This window comes from Streptomyces sp. NPDC050842, from assembly GCF_044456565.1.
Lineage (GTDB): Bacteria > Actinomycetota > Actinomycetes > Streptomycetales > Streptomycetaceae > Streptomyces.
Map to the genome: position 1 here is coordinate 298,886 of NZ_JBITGA010000002.1, position 17,606 is coordinate 316,491.

General features: G+C 73.4%; 17 protein-coding genes. 6 read left to right on the forward strand and 11 right to left on the reverse strand.

What is annotated here, in order from left to right; all coding sequences use genetic code 11:
- Window positions 1-44 precede the first annotated feature (44 nt).
- From ACIBG6_RS06675 to ACIBG6_RS06690, 4 genes are all read right to left on the reverse strand, one after another.
- Entirely contained in the window at window positions 45-422 is a 378-nt protein-coding gene (locus ACIBG6_RS06675; protein WP_399221465.1) for a hypothetical protein, read from the reverse strand.
- Window positions 423-510: 88 nt separating this feature from the next.
- Entirely contained in the window at window positions 511-2,058 is a 1,548-nt protein-coding gene (locus ACIBG6_RS06680) for an ATP-dependent DNA ligase (protein WP_399221466.1), read from the reverse strand.
- 58 nt (window positions 2,059-2,116) lie between these two features.
- Window positions 2,117-3,283 (reverse strand): DUF6397 family protein, encoded by a 1,167-nt coding sequence (locus ACIBG6_RS06685; RefSeq protein WP_399221468.1) that lies wholly within the window; start codon window positions 3,281-3,283, stop codon window positions 2,117-2,119.
- 115 nt (window positions 3,284-3,398) lie between these two features.
- Window positions 3,399-3,812, reverse strand: a complete 414-nt coding sequence (locus ACIBG6_RS06690; protein WP_399221469.1) for a roadblock/LC7 domain-containing protein — start codon at window positions 3,810-3,812, stop codon at window positions 3,399-3,401.
- A 216-nt stretch (window positions 3,813-4,028) separates the two neighbouring features.
- Here ACIBG6_RS06690 and ACIBG6_RS06695 point away from each other — a divergent pair, with 216 nt between their 5' ends.
- A complete protein-coding gene (locus tag ACIBG6_RS06695) occupies window positions 4,029-4,454 on the forward strand; it encodes a PPOX class F420-dependent oxidoreductase (RefSeq protein WP_399221470.1) in 426 nt (141 codons plus the stop codon).
- A gap of 15 nt (window positions 4,455-4,469) precedes the next feature.
- Here the strand turns inward: ACIBG6_RS06695 and ACIBG6_RS06700 are convergent, their stop codons facing one another.
- The 5 genes from ACIBG6_RS06700 to ACIBG6_RS06720 all read right to left on the reverse strand — a co-directional run bounded on the left by ACIBG6_RS06700 (window position 4,470) and on the right by ACIBG6_RS06720 (window position 10,026).
- Window positions 4,470-5,105, reverse strand: a complete 636-nt coding sequence (locus ACIBG6_RS06700) for a GTP-binding protein (RefSeq protein ID WP_399221471.1) — start codon at window positions 5,103-5,105, stop codon at window positions 4,470-4,472.
- Window positions 5,086-5,502, reverse strand: coding sequence for a DUF742 domain-containing protein (locus ACIBG6_RS06705; RefSeq protein ID WP_399221473.1), 417 nt, complete (start codon window positions 5,500-5,502; stop codon window positions 5,086-5,088). The genes ACIBG6_RS06700 and ACIBG6_RS06705 overlap by 20 nt, the downstream gene beginning before the upstream one ends.
- A gap of 13 nt (window positions 5,503-5,515) precedes the next feature.
- Window positions 5,516-5,950 carry a roadblock/LC7 domain-containing protein gene (locus ACIBG6_RS06710; RefSeq protein WP_399221474.1) on the reverse strand — a complete coding sequence of 145 codons (435 nt, stop codon included), beginning with the start codon at window positions 5,948-5,950 and terminating at the stop codon, window positions 5,516-5,518.
- Entirely contained in the window at window positions 5,947-9,102 is a 3,156-nt protein-coding gene (locus ACIBG6_RS06715) for a nitrate- and nitrite sensing domain-containing protein (protein WP_399221476.1), read from the reverse strand. The genes ACIBG6_RS06710 and ACIBG6_RS06715 overlap by 4 nt, the downstream gene beginning before the upstream one ends.
- Window positions 9,103-9,198: 96 nt before the next feature.
- Window positions 9,199-10,026, reverse strand: coding sequence for an MHYT domain-containing protein (locus tag ACIBG6_RS06720; protein ID WP_399221477.1), 828 nt, complete (start codon window positions 10,024-10,026; stop codon window positions 9,199-9,201).
- Between the two features lie 151 nt (window positions 10,027-10,177).
- Here ACIBG6_RS06720 and ACIBG6_RS06725 point away from each other — a divergent pair, with 151 nt between their 5' ends.
- The 5 genes from ACIBG6_RS06725 to ACIBG6_RS06745 all read left to right on the forward strand — a co-directional run bounded on the left by ACIBG6_RS06725 (window position 10,178) and on the right by ACIBG6_RS06745 (window position 15,681).
- The gene (locus tag ACIBG6_RS06725) at window positions 10,178-10,840 is read left to right on the forward strand and encodes a class I SAM-dependent methyltransferase (RefSeq protein WP_399221478.1); all 663 of its coding nucleotides are present in this window, start codon (window positions 10,178-10,180) and stop codon (window positions 10,838-10,840) included.
- A 1,018-nt stretch (window positions 10,841-11,858) separates the two neighbouring features.
- Complete coding sequence (locus ACIBG6_RS06730) at window positions 11,859-12,701, forward strand: hypothetical protein (protein ID WP_399221479.1); 843 nt, start codon at window positions 11,859-11,861, stop codon at window positions 12,699-12,701.
- Window positions 12,702-12,855: 154 nt separating this feature from the next.
- Window positions 12,856-13,164, forward strand: a complete 309-nt coding sequence (locus tag ACIBG6_RS06735; RefSeq protein ID WP_399221480.1) for a hypothetical protein — start codon at window positions 12,856-12,858, stop codon at window positions 13,162-13,164.
- Window positions 13,165-13,262: 98 nt separating this feature from the next.
- Window positions 13,263-14,144: a hypothetical protein gene (locus ACIBG6_RS06740; protein WP_399221481.1), complete on the forward strand. Its 882-nt coding sequence runs from the start codon at window positions 13,263-13,265 to the stop codon at window positions 14,142-14,144.
- 154 nt (window positions 14,145-14,298) lie between these two features.
- Window positions 14,299-15,681, forward strand: coding sequence for a tannase/feruloyl esterase family alpha/beta hydrolase (locus ACIBG6_RS06745; protein WP_399221482.1), 1,383 nt, complete (start codon window positions 14,299-14,301; stop codon window positions 15,679-15,681).
- Window positions 15,682-15,701: 20 nt separating this feature from the next.
- Here ACIBG6_RS06745 and ACIBG6_RS06750 read toward each other — a convergent pair whose 3' ends face one another.
- Both ACIBG6_RS06750 and ACIBG6_RS06755 read right to left on the reverse strand, forming a co-directional pair.
- Window positions 15,702-16,247, reverse strand: coding sequence for an MOSC domain-containing protein (locus tag ACIBG6_RS06750; RefSeq protein WP_399221483.1), 546 nt, complete (start codon window positions 16,245-16,247; stop codon window positions 15,702-15,704).
- Window positions 16,248-16,367: 120 nt separating this feature from the next.
- Window positions 16,368-17,465, reverse strand: coding sequence for a fatty acid desaturase family protein (locus tag ACIBG6_RS06755; protein ID WP_399221484.1), 1,098 nt, complete (start codon window positions 17,463-17,465; stop codon window positions 16,368-16,370).
- Window positions 17,466-17,606: the final 141 nt, after the last annotated feature.

Here is a 17,606-nt window from a genome sequence, read left to right on the forward strand (position 1 = left end):
GGGCGGCGCCCGTCCGCTCCGCCCGGGGTGTCGTGCCTCGTCGCTCAGCGGGAGGCGAGCAGCAGGCGGGCCTCGGTCTCCTGGTCGCCCGAGACCGACTGCAGGGACTGGACGTCGAAGCCGGTGGCGAGCACCCGCTCGACCTCGTCGACGGCGTGGTAGCCACCGGTGAGCGTGGCGCCGACCAGCGCGGTCAGGTGCGCGGGCCCCACGTCCTCGTGCCGTCCGTCGGCCGTGTCGAACGTGGCGACCCAGACGGTGGTGGCCGGGCCCTTCGCCGTCTGTGGAGCTGGGGTCTCCATGTCCTCCATCTGGTAGACACGGTCGAGGACGTCGAACACGGCCTGGGCGTCCTCACGGGAGCAGTCGCTCAGCTGCACCGTGACGTCGGTGTCGATGTGCAAGTCGTACACGTCGCTCATCCTCCTCGCGGCTCCTCGTGCCACGTCTCCAGCATCCCTCGCGACACGCACTCCCGCGAGGTCCGGCGGGCCCCCCGCCGTCCCGCGCTCAGCGGGGCCCGATGAGCGCCTCGACGGTGTCGGCCTCCGCGGCCGGTTTGTCGGGGCGGTGGCGTACGACGCGGGCGAAGCGGAGGGTGATGCCGGCCGGGTAGCGGGTCGAGGCCTGAAGGCCGTCGTAGGCGATCTCGACGACGAGCTCGGGTCGCACCCGCACGGTGAACCCGTCGTCCTCCACGGCGAGTTCGCCGAGCCGCTCGGTCTGCCACCGGAGCATGTCGTCGGTCAGTCCCTTGAAAGTCTTCCCCAGCATGACGAAGCCGCCGTCCTCGGCCCGCGCCCCGAGGTGGAGGTTGGACAGCAGTCCGGTCCTGCGCCCGTGGCCCCGTTCCACGGCGAGGACGACGAGGTCGACGGTGTGGACGGGCTTCACCTTCAGCCAGGTGCGGCCCCGGCGGCCGGCCACGTAGGGCGCGTCCAGGGCCTTGACGAGGACGCCCTCGTGTCCGCGCTCCAGCGTCTCGGTGAAGAAGCGCTCGGCGCCCTCGACCTGTATGTGATCGGCGGCGTCCGTGACCACGAGGCGGCGGACCCGCTGGGACTCGGGGAGCAGCCGGGCCAGGACCGCGTGCCGGTCCCGGCCCGACCGGTCGATCAGGCTCTCGCCGTAGGCGGCGAGGACGTCGAAGAAGACAGCCGTCAGCGGCAGGGCGGCCCGAGCGCCGGCCACGTCGGTGCGGGAGCCCACCCGCGAGGCGACGGACTGGAAGGACACGGGACGTCCGGTGTCGGGGTCGAGAGCGATGACCTCCCCGTCGAGGATGAACGCGTCCGAGGGGACGGCCCGGGCGGTCGCGACGACCTCGGGGAGGCGGTCGGTGATGTCGTCGAGGGAACGGGTGTGGACGCGCACGTCGTCACCACTGCGGTGCACCTGGACGCGAATGCCGTCGAGCTTCTCCTCCACGGCGCAGGCTCCCAGTGCGGCGATCGCCCCGGTGACGGAGGCGGCCGTGTGCGCGAGCATGGGCTGCACCGGGCTCCCGACCCGCAGGGTGAACCGGTCGAGCGCGGTTGCCCCCTGGGCCAGCACGGCCTGGGCGACCAGAGGCAGCGAGCCTTCGAGCATGACGGCACGGCGCAGCTCGGCGGCAGGCACGGTGGCGGCCTTGGCGACGCCTTCCAGGGCGATGGCGTCGAGGGCACCCTGGCGTACGTCCCCGGAGAGGAGCCGGAGCAACAGCTCCTGTTCGTCGCGGGTGGCGGCGGCGAACAAGGAGCGGACGAGCCGGTCCCTGTTCGCCCGGGCGCCCGTCCCGGAGACGGCGGCGAGCTCCGAGAGCGCGGCGTCGACGCGCGCGAGCGTGAGACCGGGCGCCTCGGCCGGCGGGACCGCGGGCGGGACGACGTTCTTGAGGACGCTCCACCCGACGCCGATTCGCCCCTGCGGGAGTCGGCCCGCGAGATAGGCGATGACGAGCGGACTCTCCTCGGGCACGGCCTCCGCGAAAAGCTCGGCCAGCAGACCGATCTTGCGCGAGCGCGCCGAGGTGGCGGCGACCTCCCGGGACACCTCCGCGACACGGGCGAGCAGCATGGGCCCATCCTCCCCACACCCCGTCCCCGCCGCACGCCGGCGCCGGTCCGGTGCCGCGTCAGGGCCAGGCCACCGGCCGCTTCCCTCTCCGGCGCCGCGTGGCACCCTCCGCGGTCCTGCGGAGGAGCCGGTCGAGCAACCGGGTACGGCGGGGCCCGGCCCGCGGTGGCAGCTCCGGCTCCGGAGACACCGTAGGCAGCAGTACCGCCGACGCCTCCGCGCCCCTCGAAACCGGCACTTCCAGGACCCGCGCGACCGCGACCACCGAAGCCGCCAGCGGGGTCGAAGCCGAGCGCGGGGCCGAGTCGGGCAGCGGGTCCGAAGCCGGGCGCGGGTCCAAGGCCGCCGGCGACTCCAGCGTCGGCAGCGTTTCCCAACCCGTCCTCGGTTCCCAGCCCGCCAGCGGCCCCGAGTCCGCCCTCGGCTGCGCCTTGGGCCGCAGCGCGTGGGCCGGAGTCTCGCCCGGGTGCGGGGCGGGGCGGTCCGCGCGTGCTTCCTCCAGGGCCAGGGTCAGGCTCATCCGGTGCCAGAGGACCTCGTCCGGTTCGTCCGCCTGCGCGAGCCGTTCGGTCACCTCGCGTGCCGCCGGCGACACAGCGTGGCCGGACTGTGGTGGCGGGCGCAACCGGTCGAGGTGAGCGCGCTCGTACGGAGCGCCGGCGACCTCGGCCAGATGGACGGGGTGGAGCATCGAGGCGATGGCGGCCGCGCGGGCCCATGGATCGTCCGTGGCCCGGAGCAGCAGGGCGAGCCGGCGCGCCCGCCAGTTCCTCGGCCGCGCGTCCTCGTGCGCGGCGAGACGCTCGCGAACGTCCTGGGGCAGCCGCCCGGCGAGCAGGGCCGGGTGGGACAGGGCGAATTCGGTCACCTCCGCCGCGAGGTACATCCACACCACCGCCCGGTAGCGGTTCAGATAGAACCGCACCGGGCTGAGGTGCCCAGTCCTGGCCAGCCGGGTGAACCGGTCCTGGGGCACGGAAAGCAGCGCCGCGGCCTCCCGGGTGCCCACCGCACGCACCCTCTCGCGCAGGCCCTCGGGAAAGTCCGGCGCAGCCCTGAGGCGGTCGATCTCCACCCGCTCGACCCGCCGCCGCTCGCCGCCGCCCACCGGAACGGTCCTCACCAGGCCCAGCTGCGTCGCGAGCTTGAACTCGTCGCGCCTCAGCTCCAGTTCCTCCGCTGCCTGCCCCGGTGTCACCGTGCCCGCGCCTTCGTCCACCGTCATCACGTGGCCCATCCCCCGTACGTCCGTGGTCTCTCGTACTCCGACAAGAGAAACCGTAACGCAGAGTGACGATGGCCGTACGACCTGTGGACAACGCCCTGTGGACAACCCGCCGTCAGAACGTGGTGTCCCCCGGACGGCCCGGCTGGCGTGCCGCCACGCCGAGGTGCTCGCCGACCCGGTTGACCAGCAGCGTCATCTCGTAGGCCACCTGGCCGACATCGGCCTCGGCGGCGCTGAGGACGCAGAGGCAACTACCCTCGCCCGCCGCCGTCACGAAGAGCAGCGCCTCGTCGAACTCCACCATCGTCTGCCGGGCCCGGCCGGCCCGGAAGTGCCGGCCTGAGCCCCGGGCCAGGCTGTGCAGGCCCGAGGAGACGGCGGCCAGGTGCTCAGCGTCCTCCCGCGCGAGACCACTGCTCGCGCCCGTCACCAGACCGTCGTTCGACAGCACCAGCGCGTGCCGTATGAACCCGACCCGTTGGGTCAGATCGTCGAGAAGCCAGTCCAGTCCTTTGTCCAGCGCCATGCGTGGTCCTCCCCCTTGGTGTTGCGTCCCCGTCGACCCGCAAGTCATCCGGCTCCGCGTGTCGTGGCAAGCCTTACGCACTGTCGTGGACAGGGCAAGCACCGGACCGTGCCCGCGCGTGCCGCCCCACGCCGGACGTCGGACATCGCACGGCAGACGCCGCCCGCCGCCCGCCGCCGGACGCGCGATGTCCGACGCGCGAGGCAGGATGGAGGCATGACGAGGATGACCGAGGATCAGTGGCGGGCCTTCGTGTCCGCGGGGACCCGCACCGGCAAGCTGGCGACCGTCCGTGACGATGGCAGTCCGCACGTCGTGCCGGTCTGGTTCCTGCTCGACGGGGACGACTTCGTGTTCAACACGGGCAAGGACACCGTGAAGGGACGGAACCTCTCCCGGGACCCGCGGGTGTCGCTGTGCGTCGACGACGACACTCCGCCGTTCGCCTTCGTCACCCTGAGCGGTCGCGCCGAACTCGGCGAGGAGCCCGCCGAGTTGCGCCACTGGGCCGCCCGCATCGGCGCCCGCTACATGGGCGAGGACCGGGCGGCGGAGTTCGGGGACCGGAACGGGGTCCCCGGCGAACTCCTCGTCCGGGTACGGATCGACAAGGTGATCGCCCGGGGCGGCGTCTCCGACTGAGGGCGCGGCGGGCCCTCAGCCGACGCTGTCGAGGAGTCGGGCGGTGTGCATCCGCCCGGCGTACTCGACGAGGCGGATGAGCACCTCCTTCCCCGAGTCGCGGTCGCGCGCGTCGCACAGCACCACGGGTGTGCCGCGGTCCAGGTCGAGCGCGCGGGAGACCTCGTGCGCGCCGTACGTCCGGGCGCCCGTGAAGCAGTTGACGGCGACGACGAAGGGGATCTTGCGGTGCTCGAAGTAGTCGACGGCCGGGAAGCAGTCCTCGAGCCGCCGGGTGTCGGCGAGCACGACGGCCCCCAGGGCGCCCTGCGACAGTTCGTCCCACAGAAACCAGAAGCGGTCCTGACCGGGGGTGCCGAAGAGGTAGAGGGAGAGCCCGGAACGGATCGTGATGCGGCCGAAGTCCATGGCGACGGTCGTGGTGGTCTTCTGGGCGACTCCCCCGGTGTCGTCGACGAGTTCGCCGGCGCGGCTGAGCTGTTCCTCGGTCCGCAGGGGCCGGATCTCGCTGACGGCACCGACCAGGGTGGTCTTGCCCACGCCGAATCCTCCGGCGACCAGGATCTTCAGCGCGAGGGCGGTGGTGTCCACGCCGTCGCCCGCACCGGTACCGCTACGCGTCTCGGTGCTCTCAGAGCGCTCGTAGGCCATCGATGACTTCCCTCAGGATTCTTTCGTCGGGGAGCTGTGCGGGAGGTACGGGACTGCTGACGCGGACGAAGCCCGATTCGAGCAGGTCGCCGAGGAGCACGCGGACGACTCCGACGGGCAGGTCGGCGTCGGCGGCGAGCTCGGCCACCGACTGCGTCTCGGCCCGGCACAGGGTGAGCAGGGAGCGGTGTTCGGGGCCCAGGAGGCTCTCCTCGGCCGCTCCCGGCGGGTCGTCGTCGACGACGACGAGGGCGATGAGGTCGAACCGGACGTTGCTGGGCCCCGGGCGGGTCCGCCCGCCCGTCATCGCGTACGGACGTACGAGCGGCCCGGCGTCGGCGTCGTACCACTGACTGCCCGGTACGGACGGGCCGCCGCCGGTGCTGTCCTCGTTCATGGAGGTCTCCGGGTCAGCCGGCGGCCGGTGGGGTCACCGTGAGCCGCGGCGGGGTGTGCAGGTGCTCGCCGACACGCTTGACGAGGCGGGCCATCTCGTAGGCGATGAGGCCGATGTCCGCGCTGACCGAGCTGAGGACCGCGAGGCAGGAACCGTCACCCGCCGCGGCGACGAAGAGGAATCCGTCGTCCATCTCGACCATCGTCTGGCGGACGCCTCCGGTGTGGAACTGGCGTCCCGCGCCCTTGGCGAGGCTGTTGAAGCCGGAGGCGATGGCGGCCAGGTGCTCGGCGTCCTCCCGGCTGAGTCCGCTGGACGAGCCCACGGCGAGTCCGTCGTTGGACAGCACCACGGTGTGGCGGACCTCTCGGACCCGCATGACGAGGTCGTCGAGGAGCCAGTCGAGTTCACCGGACCGGTGAGGGGCGATCCGCTCGTGGTCGATCATGCGTCGTCTCCTTCGAAGCGGGGGGTCATGGGGTCGATGAGGTCGTGGTGCGACTCGTGGGAGGACTCTCCGCCGAAGCCGGTCCCGAGCGGGCGCCTGCTGCCGGGGGCGGCCCCGCCGCCGCGCTGCCAGCCGTCCTGGTAGGCCGCCATCCGGTCCCGGACCTGCTCAGGAGTACGCGCGTCCGGGCCGGGAGCCGCGGGTGCGGAGACCGGGGCCGGAGAGGGAGCCTCGCGCAGCTGCGGGACGAGGCTCGCCTGCCGCACGCGGCGCGGCAGGTCGCCCTCGGGATCGCCGTGGTCGCCGCCGAGGTCGCCGTGGACTCCTTGCGGGCCGTACGCGACGGGACCGACCGGAGTCGTGGTCGGCCGCCCCGGTGCCGGCACCCACGGTGACGGCGGAGCCGCCGGTCCCGACGAAGACGTCGGTGCGGGCCGAGTCGGTGCGGTGTGGGTCGGTGCGGCAGGGGTCGGGGTGGCCTGAATCGGTGCCGCCGGGGTCGGTGTGGTCTGAGCCGGCGTGGTCTGAGCCGGTGTGGTCTGAGCCGGTGTGGAGGGGCCGCGCTGCCGCAGCGCGGTGACCCCGGCGGGCGGGGGCCCCTCCTCGGGTCGCGCCGCGAGGGCGGGGACCGCCGTCGGGCGGGACAGGGGCTGCGGACGGGACTGCGGGCGCGGCCGGTCGGCCTGCTGGGGCCGGTTGAGGGGCTGCGGTCCGGCTCCCCGGGAGGCCGCGGCGGTGCCGAGAGGGAGGGTCGGCGTCGGCGTACGGGGTCCCTGGGGGCGGCCGAAGCGGCGGGCCTCCGCGCGCTGCGCCTCCTCGTGTTCCCGCGCGACGCGTGAGGCGTCCGCGACGGAGCCGGCCGCGCGCGGATCCCGCCCACGCGAATCCCGCCCACGTGGGTCACCCGTACGCGCGTCGCCACCGTGAGCCGGGTCGGCGGGAGTCCGCTGGGGCCCGGAGCTCCCGGCCGCGGAAGCGGCCGCCGCCCCGTCGGGGCCCGGCCCGGTGGTCGCCGGGGTGCCGCGCCCGGGTGGCAGCGCGCCCTGGAGGAGGTCGGTCGGGAGGAGCACGACGGCCGTCGTCCCGCCGTACGGGGAGGTGCGCAGATGGACCTTGATGTCGTGGCGGGAGGAGAGCCGGCTGACGACGAAGAGGCCGAGCCGGTCGCTGTCGAAGAGGTCGAGGGCCTCGGACTGGGCGATGCGGGCATTGGCCTCGGCGAGGGTCTCCTTGCCCATGCCGAGCCCGCGGTCCTCGATCTCCAGGGCGTAGCCGTTGCCGACGGGTTCCCCGCTGACCCGCACCTTGGTGTGGGGCGGGGAGAACTGGGCGGCGTTCTCGATGAGTTCGGCGAGGAGGTGGGTCAGGTCGGCGACGGCGCCGCCGACGACGGCCGTCTCGGGCAGGCGGCGCACCTCCACGCGCGCGTAGTCCTCGATTTCGGAGACCGCGGCGCGGACGACGTTGGTGAGGGGGACGGGCATGCGCCAGGCGCGGCCTGGGGCGGCGCCGGAGAGGATGATCAGGCTCTCGGCGTGGCGGCGCATGCGGGTGGTGAGGTGGTCGAGGCGGAAGAGGTCGCCGAGCTCGTTGGGGTCGTCAGCGCGCCGCTCCATGCTGTCCAGGAGGTTGAGCTGGCGGTGGACGAGGACCTGGCTGCGGCGGGCGAGGTTGACGAAGACCCCGGAGATGCCGCTGGCGAGTTCGGCGCGTTCGACGGCAGCGGAGAGGGCCGCGCGGTGGACGGTGGTGAGGGCCTCGCCGACCTGGCCGATCTCGTCCTGGGAGACGGGGCCGGGCGGCGCCTCGGCCCGTACGTCGATCTCCTCTCCGGCGCGCAGTCGCCGCATGGCGGCGGGGAGTTTGCGGCGCGCGATCCCGAGGGCGGTGTTGCGGAGGCTGACGAGCTCGACGACCAGGCCCCGGCCGATGCGGACGGAGATGACGAGGGAGGCGGCGACGGCGGCGAGGCCCAGGAGGACCGCCGCGCCGCCCATGCTGAGGACGCCGCCCGCGAAGGGGTCGGCGCGGTCGGCCGCCGCGGTGCGCGCCTCGGTCTCGATCGCGGTGAGTCCACCCCGTACGGCGGTCAGGGTGTCGTCCCAGTCGGCGGAGGGGACCGCCTGGGCGGCGGGACGTCCGGACTCCGCGGTCAGGACGCTGTCCTCGGCCTTGACGAGGCGGGTGTGGTCGCGACCCGCCGCGAGCCGGGCCCATGCCGCGCGGGTGGCGGTGGGCAGGTCGGCGGTGGCCGAGGCGATGAGGGTACGTCGGGTCTCGACGGCGCCGGCGAAGGCGCGGAGCCGCTCCGGGGTGAGGCGCCCGATGAGGTGGGCGGAGCCGAGGAGGGCGTCCTCGCGGGACAGCATCTCGCCCGCGCGGCCGAATTCGAGGAGCACGCGCGCCTCGGCCCCCTGCTGGGTGTCCTGGATGCCGGTGAGGGCGCCGCCGACGGCGAAGCCCGCGGAGACGGCGGCGGTGTACTCCCCGTACACCTGGTCCCAGTCGGCGCGGCCGTCGGCGGCGGCGGTGCGGAGCCTGGCGAGACCCTCGACGGTGCCGACGAAGGCGCTCACCCGCCCCGGGACCTCTCCGGGCAGGTCCCCGGTGTCACCGATGGTGTGCTCGCCGTCGAGACGGAGGCGGTCGAGGGCCGCGTCCGTGCGGCGGATCCGGTCCTTGAGCTCGGCCGCCCGGGCGGTGCCGGGCGCGGCGACCTGCCGTACGGCGGCGCGCCGTTCGACCTGGAGCGCGTCGATGGCGGCCGACACGGGTTCGCGGATCTCGGCGTCGACGCGCTGGAGCTGGCGGAGCCGCGCGATGTCCTGGGCGGTGGTGACGGTGGCGAATCCCCACAGGGCGAGGAGCGAGACGACCGGGACCATCAAGAGCGAGACGATCTTGGCGCGGACGGTTCGGGGACGCAGTCCGTGTCGCGTGGGGCGGCCCTGGGCAGGGTTGTCCGAGGCGTGCGCGGCTGCTGTGTCCGGCGCCTGCGGGCCGGCCGTGCGGCCGGCGGTGGGGAAGGCCTCGGGGCTGTGGTGCGGCCCCGGCTCCTCGGCGGGTGGCCCTGCGTGTGCGCGTCGCCCGCGCGCGGCCGCCGGCGGCGGAGCCGTCGCCTCGGCGTCCTTGGTCTTGCGGGGAGTTCGCATGGGCTCCTCGTTCCGGCTGTGTCTGTCTCTGGTGCGGTGGGTATGCGTGAGCGGTGTGTGGATGCGAGGTCCGGAGGTACGGGCTGGGGCGTCGGGTCAGGGGTGGCGGGCTGGTTCGGCGGCACGGAAGCCCGGGGGCGCGACATCCACAGCCCGCTCGTCCGGTTCGGTGAGCCGCTCGGCCGAGGCGTACGCGGCCCGCTCCCCCGCCGTCGGGGAGAGGGCGACGAAGGCGGAGGTGATGAACAGGTATGAGCCGAGTCCGACGGCGAGGGGGAAGATGAACTGCATGACCGTGGCGCCGGGGAGAGCGGCGGCGGAGGGAACAACCTCGACCCGCACCGCCAGCATGCCCGTGTAGTGCATGCTGCTGACGGCCGCGCCCATGACGAGCGAGGCGACGGCCACGGCCGCGGGTGCGTGGATGTGGAGCGCCGCCCAGAGCGCCGCGGTGGCGGCCACGACCGCGATCACGACGGACAGGGCGACGAGCAGGGGGTCGTACCGGACCTGGCCGTGCAGCCGGAGCGCGGCCATGCCCATGTAGTGCATGCTCGCCACTCCGACGCCCGTGGTCAGTCCGCCGATCAGGAGCGAACGGACCCGGTCGCGGCCGTATCCGACGGCGAACACTCCGACGCCGACGACAGCCATGGCGATGAGCAGGCTGAGGATGGTGAGGGGAACGTTGTAGCGGATGTCGGTTCCGGTCACTCCGAAGCCGAGCATCGCGACGAAGTGCATCGTCCAGATGCCGGTGCCGATCGCGGAAGCGGCGGTGAGCAGCCAGTTCCGCCGCGACCGGCCGGTCGCCTCGAGTGCCCGTACGGTGCAGCGCAGCCCGAGGGCGGCGCCGATGCAGGCCATCGCGTACGACAGTGCGGGTGTCAGCCAGCCGAAGGTGGCGTGGTCCAGGTGTCCCATGGCTCAGGGACGCTAGTGCGCACCGGGGGGCGCACCAGGGGCGCATTTCGAAAGCTGATGGAATATGACAGAGAGATGATCCCGAACGATCACGCCGAGTTCGAACGTGCACACAGAACGTTCACACCTCCGGGTGGTAGATCATGAGCGCATGAGCGATGACCCCACACACGTCCGAGAGTTCTTCGGCAGTCGCGCCGCCGACTGGGACAGCAGGTTCCCCGACGACGGACCCGCGTACGCCGCCGCCGTGAGCAAGCTCGGTCTGCGCCCCGGTGACCGAGTGCTGGACGCCGGCTGCGGGACCGGCCGCGCCCTGCCGCCGCTCCGCGCGGCCGTCGGCACGACCGGCACCGTACTCGGCGCCGACCTCACCCCCGAGATGCTGGCCGAGGCGGTACGGGCGGGGCGCGGGGCGCCGGGTCAGGGTGCCACGGGTGCCGGTACTGGTGCTGGTGCCGCCACCGCCGATGCCACCGGCGCCGGGACGCTCCTGCTCGCCGATGTCGGCCGGCTGCCGATGCACGACGGCGCGCTCGACGCCGTCTTCGGGGCGGGGCTCGTCTCCCATCTCGCCGACCCCGTCGCCGGCCTGCGGGAACTCGCCCGGGTCGTCCGTCCCGGCGGCCGGCTCGCGCTCTTCCACCCGATCGGCCGCGCCGCCCTCGCGGCCCGGCACGGTCGGCAGATCACGCCGGACGACCTGCGCGCCGAGCCGCGACTGCGTCCCGTGCTCGCCGAGGCCGGCTGGCGGCTCGTCAGTTACGTGGACGAGGACGCGCGCTACTTGGCGCTGGCCGTCCGCGAAGGCTGAGCCGCCGCGTGCCGGCCGCCGCGCGTGTCGGTCGGAAACACACCCCTCCATCGACACGCCGAAACGCGCCGCCACGCGGAGGACAGACGGCGCGCGGACACCCCATCGCCCAGGGTGATTCTGATGACGATCGGGTGATCACTTCACTGGCGCAAGGAACTCTTCCCCCGGTTTCTGCAGGTCGACCATGTGCACGAACGGAACGTGCGGAAGGCGGTGGCTGCGGGGGCCCTGAGCGCGGACACCGGCGAAAGGATCACCGCGAGCACCCGTCCGCCGACGGACACGAGCACAGACACGGATGTGGGCGGGCGCGCGGCGGCGGGGGCGGCCGAGGACTTCGGGGCCCAGCATGTCAGGGGCCGGGTCGCCCGGGTCGTGCCCGCCGCGCTCGCCCCCGTGTGCGGCAGCGGCTACGGCCAGGAAGTAGCGTTTCCGCTCTTCGGCGACGTGACGGTCCAGGCCGGCGAGGAGGCCCGGTCCACGATCGGTTCGATCCTCGTCTGGCACGGGACCGTCGCCGGAACCGTCGACCAGAACGTCGTCGTGACGCTGGACGGCGGCTGTGACAAGACGCCCGGCAACGAGAACCTGAGTGCCCAGTTCCTGCTCGGCGGTGACCTCTACGCCATCGAGCCGCTGGGGCCCGGCCGGGTGACGGTCGCTCAGCTCACGCCCCTCACCGACGAGGACGAGCAGCCCACCGGTGCCCCGCCGGCCGCCGCGATCGCCGCGGAGCCGCCACCGGACGGAAGTCCGCGGCCGAGGACGAGGACGACGCCCGGGCCGCGCTCCGGGCCGAGGCCGCTGCCTGCAAGGGTGGCAAGGGATACGCCCTCATCGACACGCTCGTCGGCTACACGCTCGGCGCCCGCACCGAGCGGGTGGCGACGCCCAGATCAAGGCCCTCGCCGCCAAGGGCATCACGCTCGCCAACGACGCCTTCTCCGCGAGCGGCACCTAGGTCCGGCTGCGACTGGTCGGCACCACCCCGGTGACGGTGACGGTGACGGCCTCCATGGACGGTGTCACCGAGAAGCTGCTCGGCGTGATCGCCCTCCCCGCCGACGGCGTCGCCGACATCGTCCCGCAGCTGCGCGACCAGTACGGCGCCGACCTCGTCTCGGTCATCGCCGCCGGCCGCGCGGCGGGCGGACTCGGCTACACCCCGCCCGCCCCCGGCCCGTCCACGGCCGCCTGGGGCTACAGAGTCGTCGGGCGCGGCGCCATCGGCAACCACTCCATGGGCTACGAGATCGGCCACAACCTCAGCGCCGACCACGACCGCGTCACCCGGCCCGTGCAGTCCGCGAACGGCGCCACCGGCTACTTCCCCTCCAAGGGCGACTGGTCGTCCCTGATGGCGTACGAGCCCATCTGCCGCAAGGCGACCAAGGGCACCTGCACCCGGATCAACCGCTTCACCAACCCGAAGCAGAAGTATCGCGGCGAGCCGATCGGCATCCCCCTCGGCAAGCCGGACCACGCGGACTCCTCCGACGTACTGAGCAAGACGGGCGGCGCCGTCGCCGCCTACCGCGCGGCGAAGGCCTCGGCCGCGATGTGCGCGGTCACCTCCTCGGTCTCGCCCGCCGGCGCCGGCATCGAGGACATGCAACTCACCGCGGTCTTCGAGCAGCGGCGACACGCCCTGAAGGTGGCGTGCGAGGGCGGCAGCGGCACCGTCTCGCTCTCGCGGGACGGCCCGTACTCGGACGGCGACACCGTCCTGGCCACGGCGTGCCCGACCGCGGGTACGTGTTCGTGGACTGGCTGCTCGACGGAGAGCCGTACGGCGGCGACGAGGACAGGTCCCTCGGCGAGACGGCGGTCGGCTTCGACGAGGAGGGGCACACCCTGACGGCGGTGTCCGCCCGCGCGTAGGGCGGCCCTGAGCGGCCTTGAGCGGCGCTGAGCGTTCCTGAGCGGAACTTCCCAACGCGCCCTTCTGTCCCGGCACTTCGCTGTCTACGGTGGGGGTGCCGGGCAGTCGTGCCCGGGAGAGGCGGCGGGCGATGGCACGTGTTCCGGAACGACTGCGCAGGCTCCTCCCCACCGCCCGGCGGGCGTCCGAGGCCGCCGCGCCCGCGCCACCGCGCGCACGGCAGGGCCACAACCTCTTCGAGGCGGCGGCGGAGTACGTGGCCGCGTGCGCCGAGGACGATCCGGCCAGGGCGGAGGAGGCGGCGAGCCGGGTCTCGCCCGGCGCACTGTCCTTCGGTGTCAACGAGCTGGCCTGCCGGGCGCTCATCGCCCTCGCCCGGGAGCGCGGCGAGTCGCCGACCACCGTGGCCCGCTCGCTGCTCGGCCTCCGGGACGGCTGAGGGGATCTCCCGGCGACGGGGATCTCTCGTCCGGACACCCTCGACGCGCGGGTTACTCACTGGTTAAGGTGCGCCGACGACCAGATGGGGAGGCTGCCGTGGCCGGGACGGACCCGATCGCCGAGGCGCGCGCCGCCGGCGACGCCGAAGCCGACGCCGACGCGCTGTTTGTGCTGACCGCGGCACTGCTGACGCCGGCGCGCTTCCCGAGCGTGCTCGGTGACGACTATCCGGCGGCCTGCGCCGCGCTGGGGCTCCAGCCCTACGTGGACGGGTACGGGCTCGTGTTCGGCCAGGACGGGCTCGGCGCGCGGTGGACGGTCGTCGTCGACGACGTGTCGCTCGTCGCGGTGGCGATCTCGTCCTGGGACTGCGGCATGGCCTACGACCTCTCCCCCGACGAGAACTCCGTGGTGACCGGGCTGCCGGGCTGGCCGCTCGCGGTGGCCACCGCCGCGCCCGGCGTCCCCGCACCGCACGACCCGGAGCCTGAGGAGGGCGATCCGACCCCGCTGGTCCCGCCGTCCGGGGACGTGTGGGGACCTGCCCAGCGCCGGCTCGGCGCGGACGAGGTGGCGCTCCAGTGGGCGACCTGGCGTGCCCAGGTGAGCGACGACGCCCAGGGCGGTGGCGGGGCACCGGAGTCGGAGCCAACGTCGGCGCCGGCGCAGGCGCCGGGGGAAACAGCCACCTCCTCCGTACCCGACCCCTACGACGGTGTACGGAGGGCGCTGAGCGAGCTCCGCGGATATCTGGAGGAGGCACCTCCGGTGGGCCGGGTTCGGTCCCTGTCGGCGGCGGAGGAGGGTGCTCGCGTCCTGCGCGCGGACGGCCCCGGCTGGTCGTTCGTGGCCCGGACCGACGACATGGCCTTCGTGCTCCTCGACGCGCTGCCGCGCGAGGTGCTCCCGGTGGCCAGAGGCCCCCGGCTGCCCGCGCTCCTGGACGCGCTCGACGCGATGGCCGTCCGCACGTCCTGAGCACGCCTGCCCCGCGACACGCCCATCCCCAGAAGCACGCCTCCCACATGGGACAACGGCCATAGGTGTGGTCCCGGACCATGGTCCGGCGGTGGTGGTGCGCCGCACGATATGGCGCCGCACCCCCTTCCCGTCGTCCCCACGGAGGCTCACCATGCGCCTGTTCCCAGGCGTTCCCCTGCTCACCGCGCTGCTGACCGGGGTCACCGTCCTCGCCCCCGCGAGCCCCGCCGGAGCCGGAGCGGAGGCCCCGGTCTCCGCACACTGCGCACGTCAGGACCGGCTCCATGTACCCGGCGCCGAGCACCAGGAGTCCGCGTGCCTGACGGACCTGACGACCGCGGGGCTCGCCGGTACGCCGTACACCGACATGGCCGACCAGGCCGGTCTCGCGGCGAAGGCGACCCGTAACCCCTCAGGGGTGCCGGGCGTCCAGATCGACGGCTACTTCCCCGACACCTCACGTCTCAACGCCACCCACGGCTGGGCCCACGACGCACAGTTCGTGATCCGGCTGCCCGACCACTGGAACGGCGGGCTCGTCGTCACCGGCGCGCCCGGCACCCGGCGCCAGTACTCCACGGACGCGCTCATCTCCGACCGCGTCCTCGCCCAGGGCTTCGCGTACGCCGCCACCGACAAGGGCAACACCGGACCGGACTTCTTCACCGACGGGCGGGCACCGGGCGACGCGGTCGCCGAGTGGAACCGCCGGGTCACCGAGCTGACGCGGGCCGCCAAGAAGGCCGTACGGCAGCGCTACGGCAGCGGCCCCGAGCGTACGTACATGACCGGCATCTCCAACGCCGGGTACCTGACGCGCTGGCAGCTGGAGAACCGGCCCGAGCTGTACGACGGCGGGGTCGACTGGGAGGGCGTGCTGTGGACCGCGGACGGCCCCAACCTCCTGACGAGCCTGCCGGTGACGGTGGCCCGCTCCCTCGGCCGGGCCTCCGACGAGGACCTGCTCGACGCGGGCTTCGCACCCGGGTCCCGCTTCCTCTGGCCGTACCACGAGAAGGCGTACTGGGGGCTCACGCAGAAGATCTTCCGGGCCGAGTTCGACCCCTCGTACGACCCGGCCTGCCCGGGTGACACGGCGGGGCGGACGGTGGAGGAGATCTTCGCGGCCTGCGCCTCGGACGCCTCGTACGACTACGCCTCCCGGCCCGCGTCCGTCCACCGCGCGGTCGCGAAGGTCGCGCTCACCGGGCGCATCGGCAAGCCCCTCATCACGCTCCACGGCGATCTGGACACGCTGCTGCCCATCTCCACCGACTCCGACGTGTACGCCGGGATGGTCGACGCGCGAGGCCGGGGCGGGCTGCACCGGTACTACACGGTGCAGGACGGGACGCACACGGACGGCCTCTACGACACGTATCCGGACCGACTGCGGCCGATCCTGCCCTGCTACCGATCCGCGTTCGACGCGCTGACGCGCTGGGTCGAGGAGGGTACGCCGCCGCCCGCGGACCGCACGATCGCACGGCCGGCGGACGGTGACGTGGTCGACTCCTGCTCTCTGAAGGAGTGACGGAGAGCCGACAAGCGGGGTCAGACCTTCTCCAGCGGGCGGTGCGGCCCCTCCGGCAGCTCGGCCCGGATGGTGTCGCCGGGCCGCACCTCCCCGCCGGTCAGCACGATGCCCATGATGCCCGCCTTGCGGACGACCTCGCCGTTCTCGTCGCGGCCGAGGACCTGCTTGAGCAGGCCGTGCCGGAAGTTGTCGATCTGCGCGCAGGGGTTGCGCAGGCCGGTGACCTCGACGACGGCCTCGGCGCCCAGGTGGAGGAGCGTGCCGGTGGGCAGGCCGAGAAGGTCGATCCCGTGGGTCGTGACGTTCTCGCCCAGGTCGCCGGGGGCCACCTCGAAGCCTGCGCCGGCCACGTCCTCGAAGAGCTCGGCGTGGATGAGGTGGACCTGACGCAGGTTCGGCTGGGTCGGGTCCTGACGGACACGCGACCGGTGCTTGACCGTCACTCCCGCGTGGACGTCGCCCTCCACGCCGAGGCCCGCGAGGAGGGTGATGCCATCCCGGTTGGGCTTGGTGAACGAGTACGTGCCGTTGCTGCTGACCGTCTGGACGGTGCCGCTGCTCATGCCGAGGAGCTCCCCTTCTCCGCTGCCGCTCGGTCGTCGCGGGCGGTGCGTACACCGCGGTGCGTACACCTCACCCGAAGCCCGAACCGATGATCACATCTCCTGTGATCATCCTTGACCTTACTCGGCACCCTCCGACCGCTCCGCGCGGAGGGGCTCGCCCACCTCGTGCAGGTGCCCGAGGGCCTGGCGGTACGACTCCACGAAGCCGGTCTCGGTGTACGGCACGCCCAGCGCGGCGCAGTGGGCGCGCACGGCGGGCTGGGCACGGCGGAGGTTGGGGCGCGGCATGCTCGGGAAGAGGTGGTGCTCCACCTGGTAGTTGAGTCCGCCGAGGAACCAGTCGGTGAGGGCGCCGCCGCGGATGTTGCGCGAGGTGAGCACCTGGCGGCGCAGGTGGCCCCAGCTGTCGCCGTCGGCGTGCTCGTCCGGGCGCTCCATGCCCTTGTGGTTGGGGGCGAAGGCCATGCCCAGGTGGACGCCGAGCAGCATCTGGTGCAGGAGGGCGAAGACGAGCGCCTGGAGGGGGGTGAGGAGGGTGAGGAGCAGCGCCGCGTAGCCGGCGAAGTGGGCGAGGAGCAGGGCGCCCTCGACGAGCCGCTCGCGCCGGGTGCGGCAGGGGCCGTCCTTGGCGAGCAGGGCCTGGACTCCGTACACCTTGAGGGCGATGCCCTCCAGGGTCGTCAGAGGGAAGAACAGCCAGGCCTGGTGGCGGGTGAGGAAGGCGCGCAGACCCGTGCGGCCCGTGGTCTGGTGGTCGGCGAAGACGAGGATGTCGGCGGCGACGTCCGGGTCCTTGTCGAGGTGGTTCGGGTTCGCGTGGTGCCGGTTGTGCTTGTCGTTCCACCACTCCCGGCTCATGCCGAGGAGAAGGTTGGCGTGCACGAGCTGGATGATCCGGCTCGCCCCGCGGTCGGCGGTGATCTGGGCGTGGCCGGCGTCGTGGCCGACGAAGGCGGCCCGCGCGGAGAGCAGGGCGAGGGGGACGGCGAGCGGGAGCGCCCACCAGGAAGGGCCGATCAGGGCGAGTCCGGTCAGGACGGCGGCGATGCCGAGGAGGTTGACGACGATCCCGCGGGCGTACCAGCCGGGGCGGTGTTCCAGGAGGCCCTGTTCCCTGACCGTCCGCAGGAGCGGGCTGAACTCGCTGCCGCCCCTGGCGCGGGCGGGAGCCTCGGCGGGGGCGGGCGCCGGGGGCAGGACGGTGGCCTGGGACATGGCGGGGCTCCTGTTTCTGTGGGTCGGGTCGCGATCGGATCTCGGATCGGTGTGCGAACGGTGGGCGCCTCCACTGAAACTACGGATGGGTGATCGTCCGGGGCCATGGCGTCACCACCCGGCCTCGACAGGGGGCGCGCC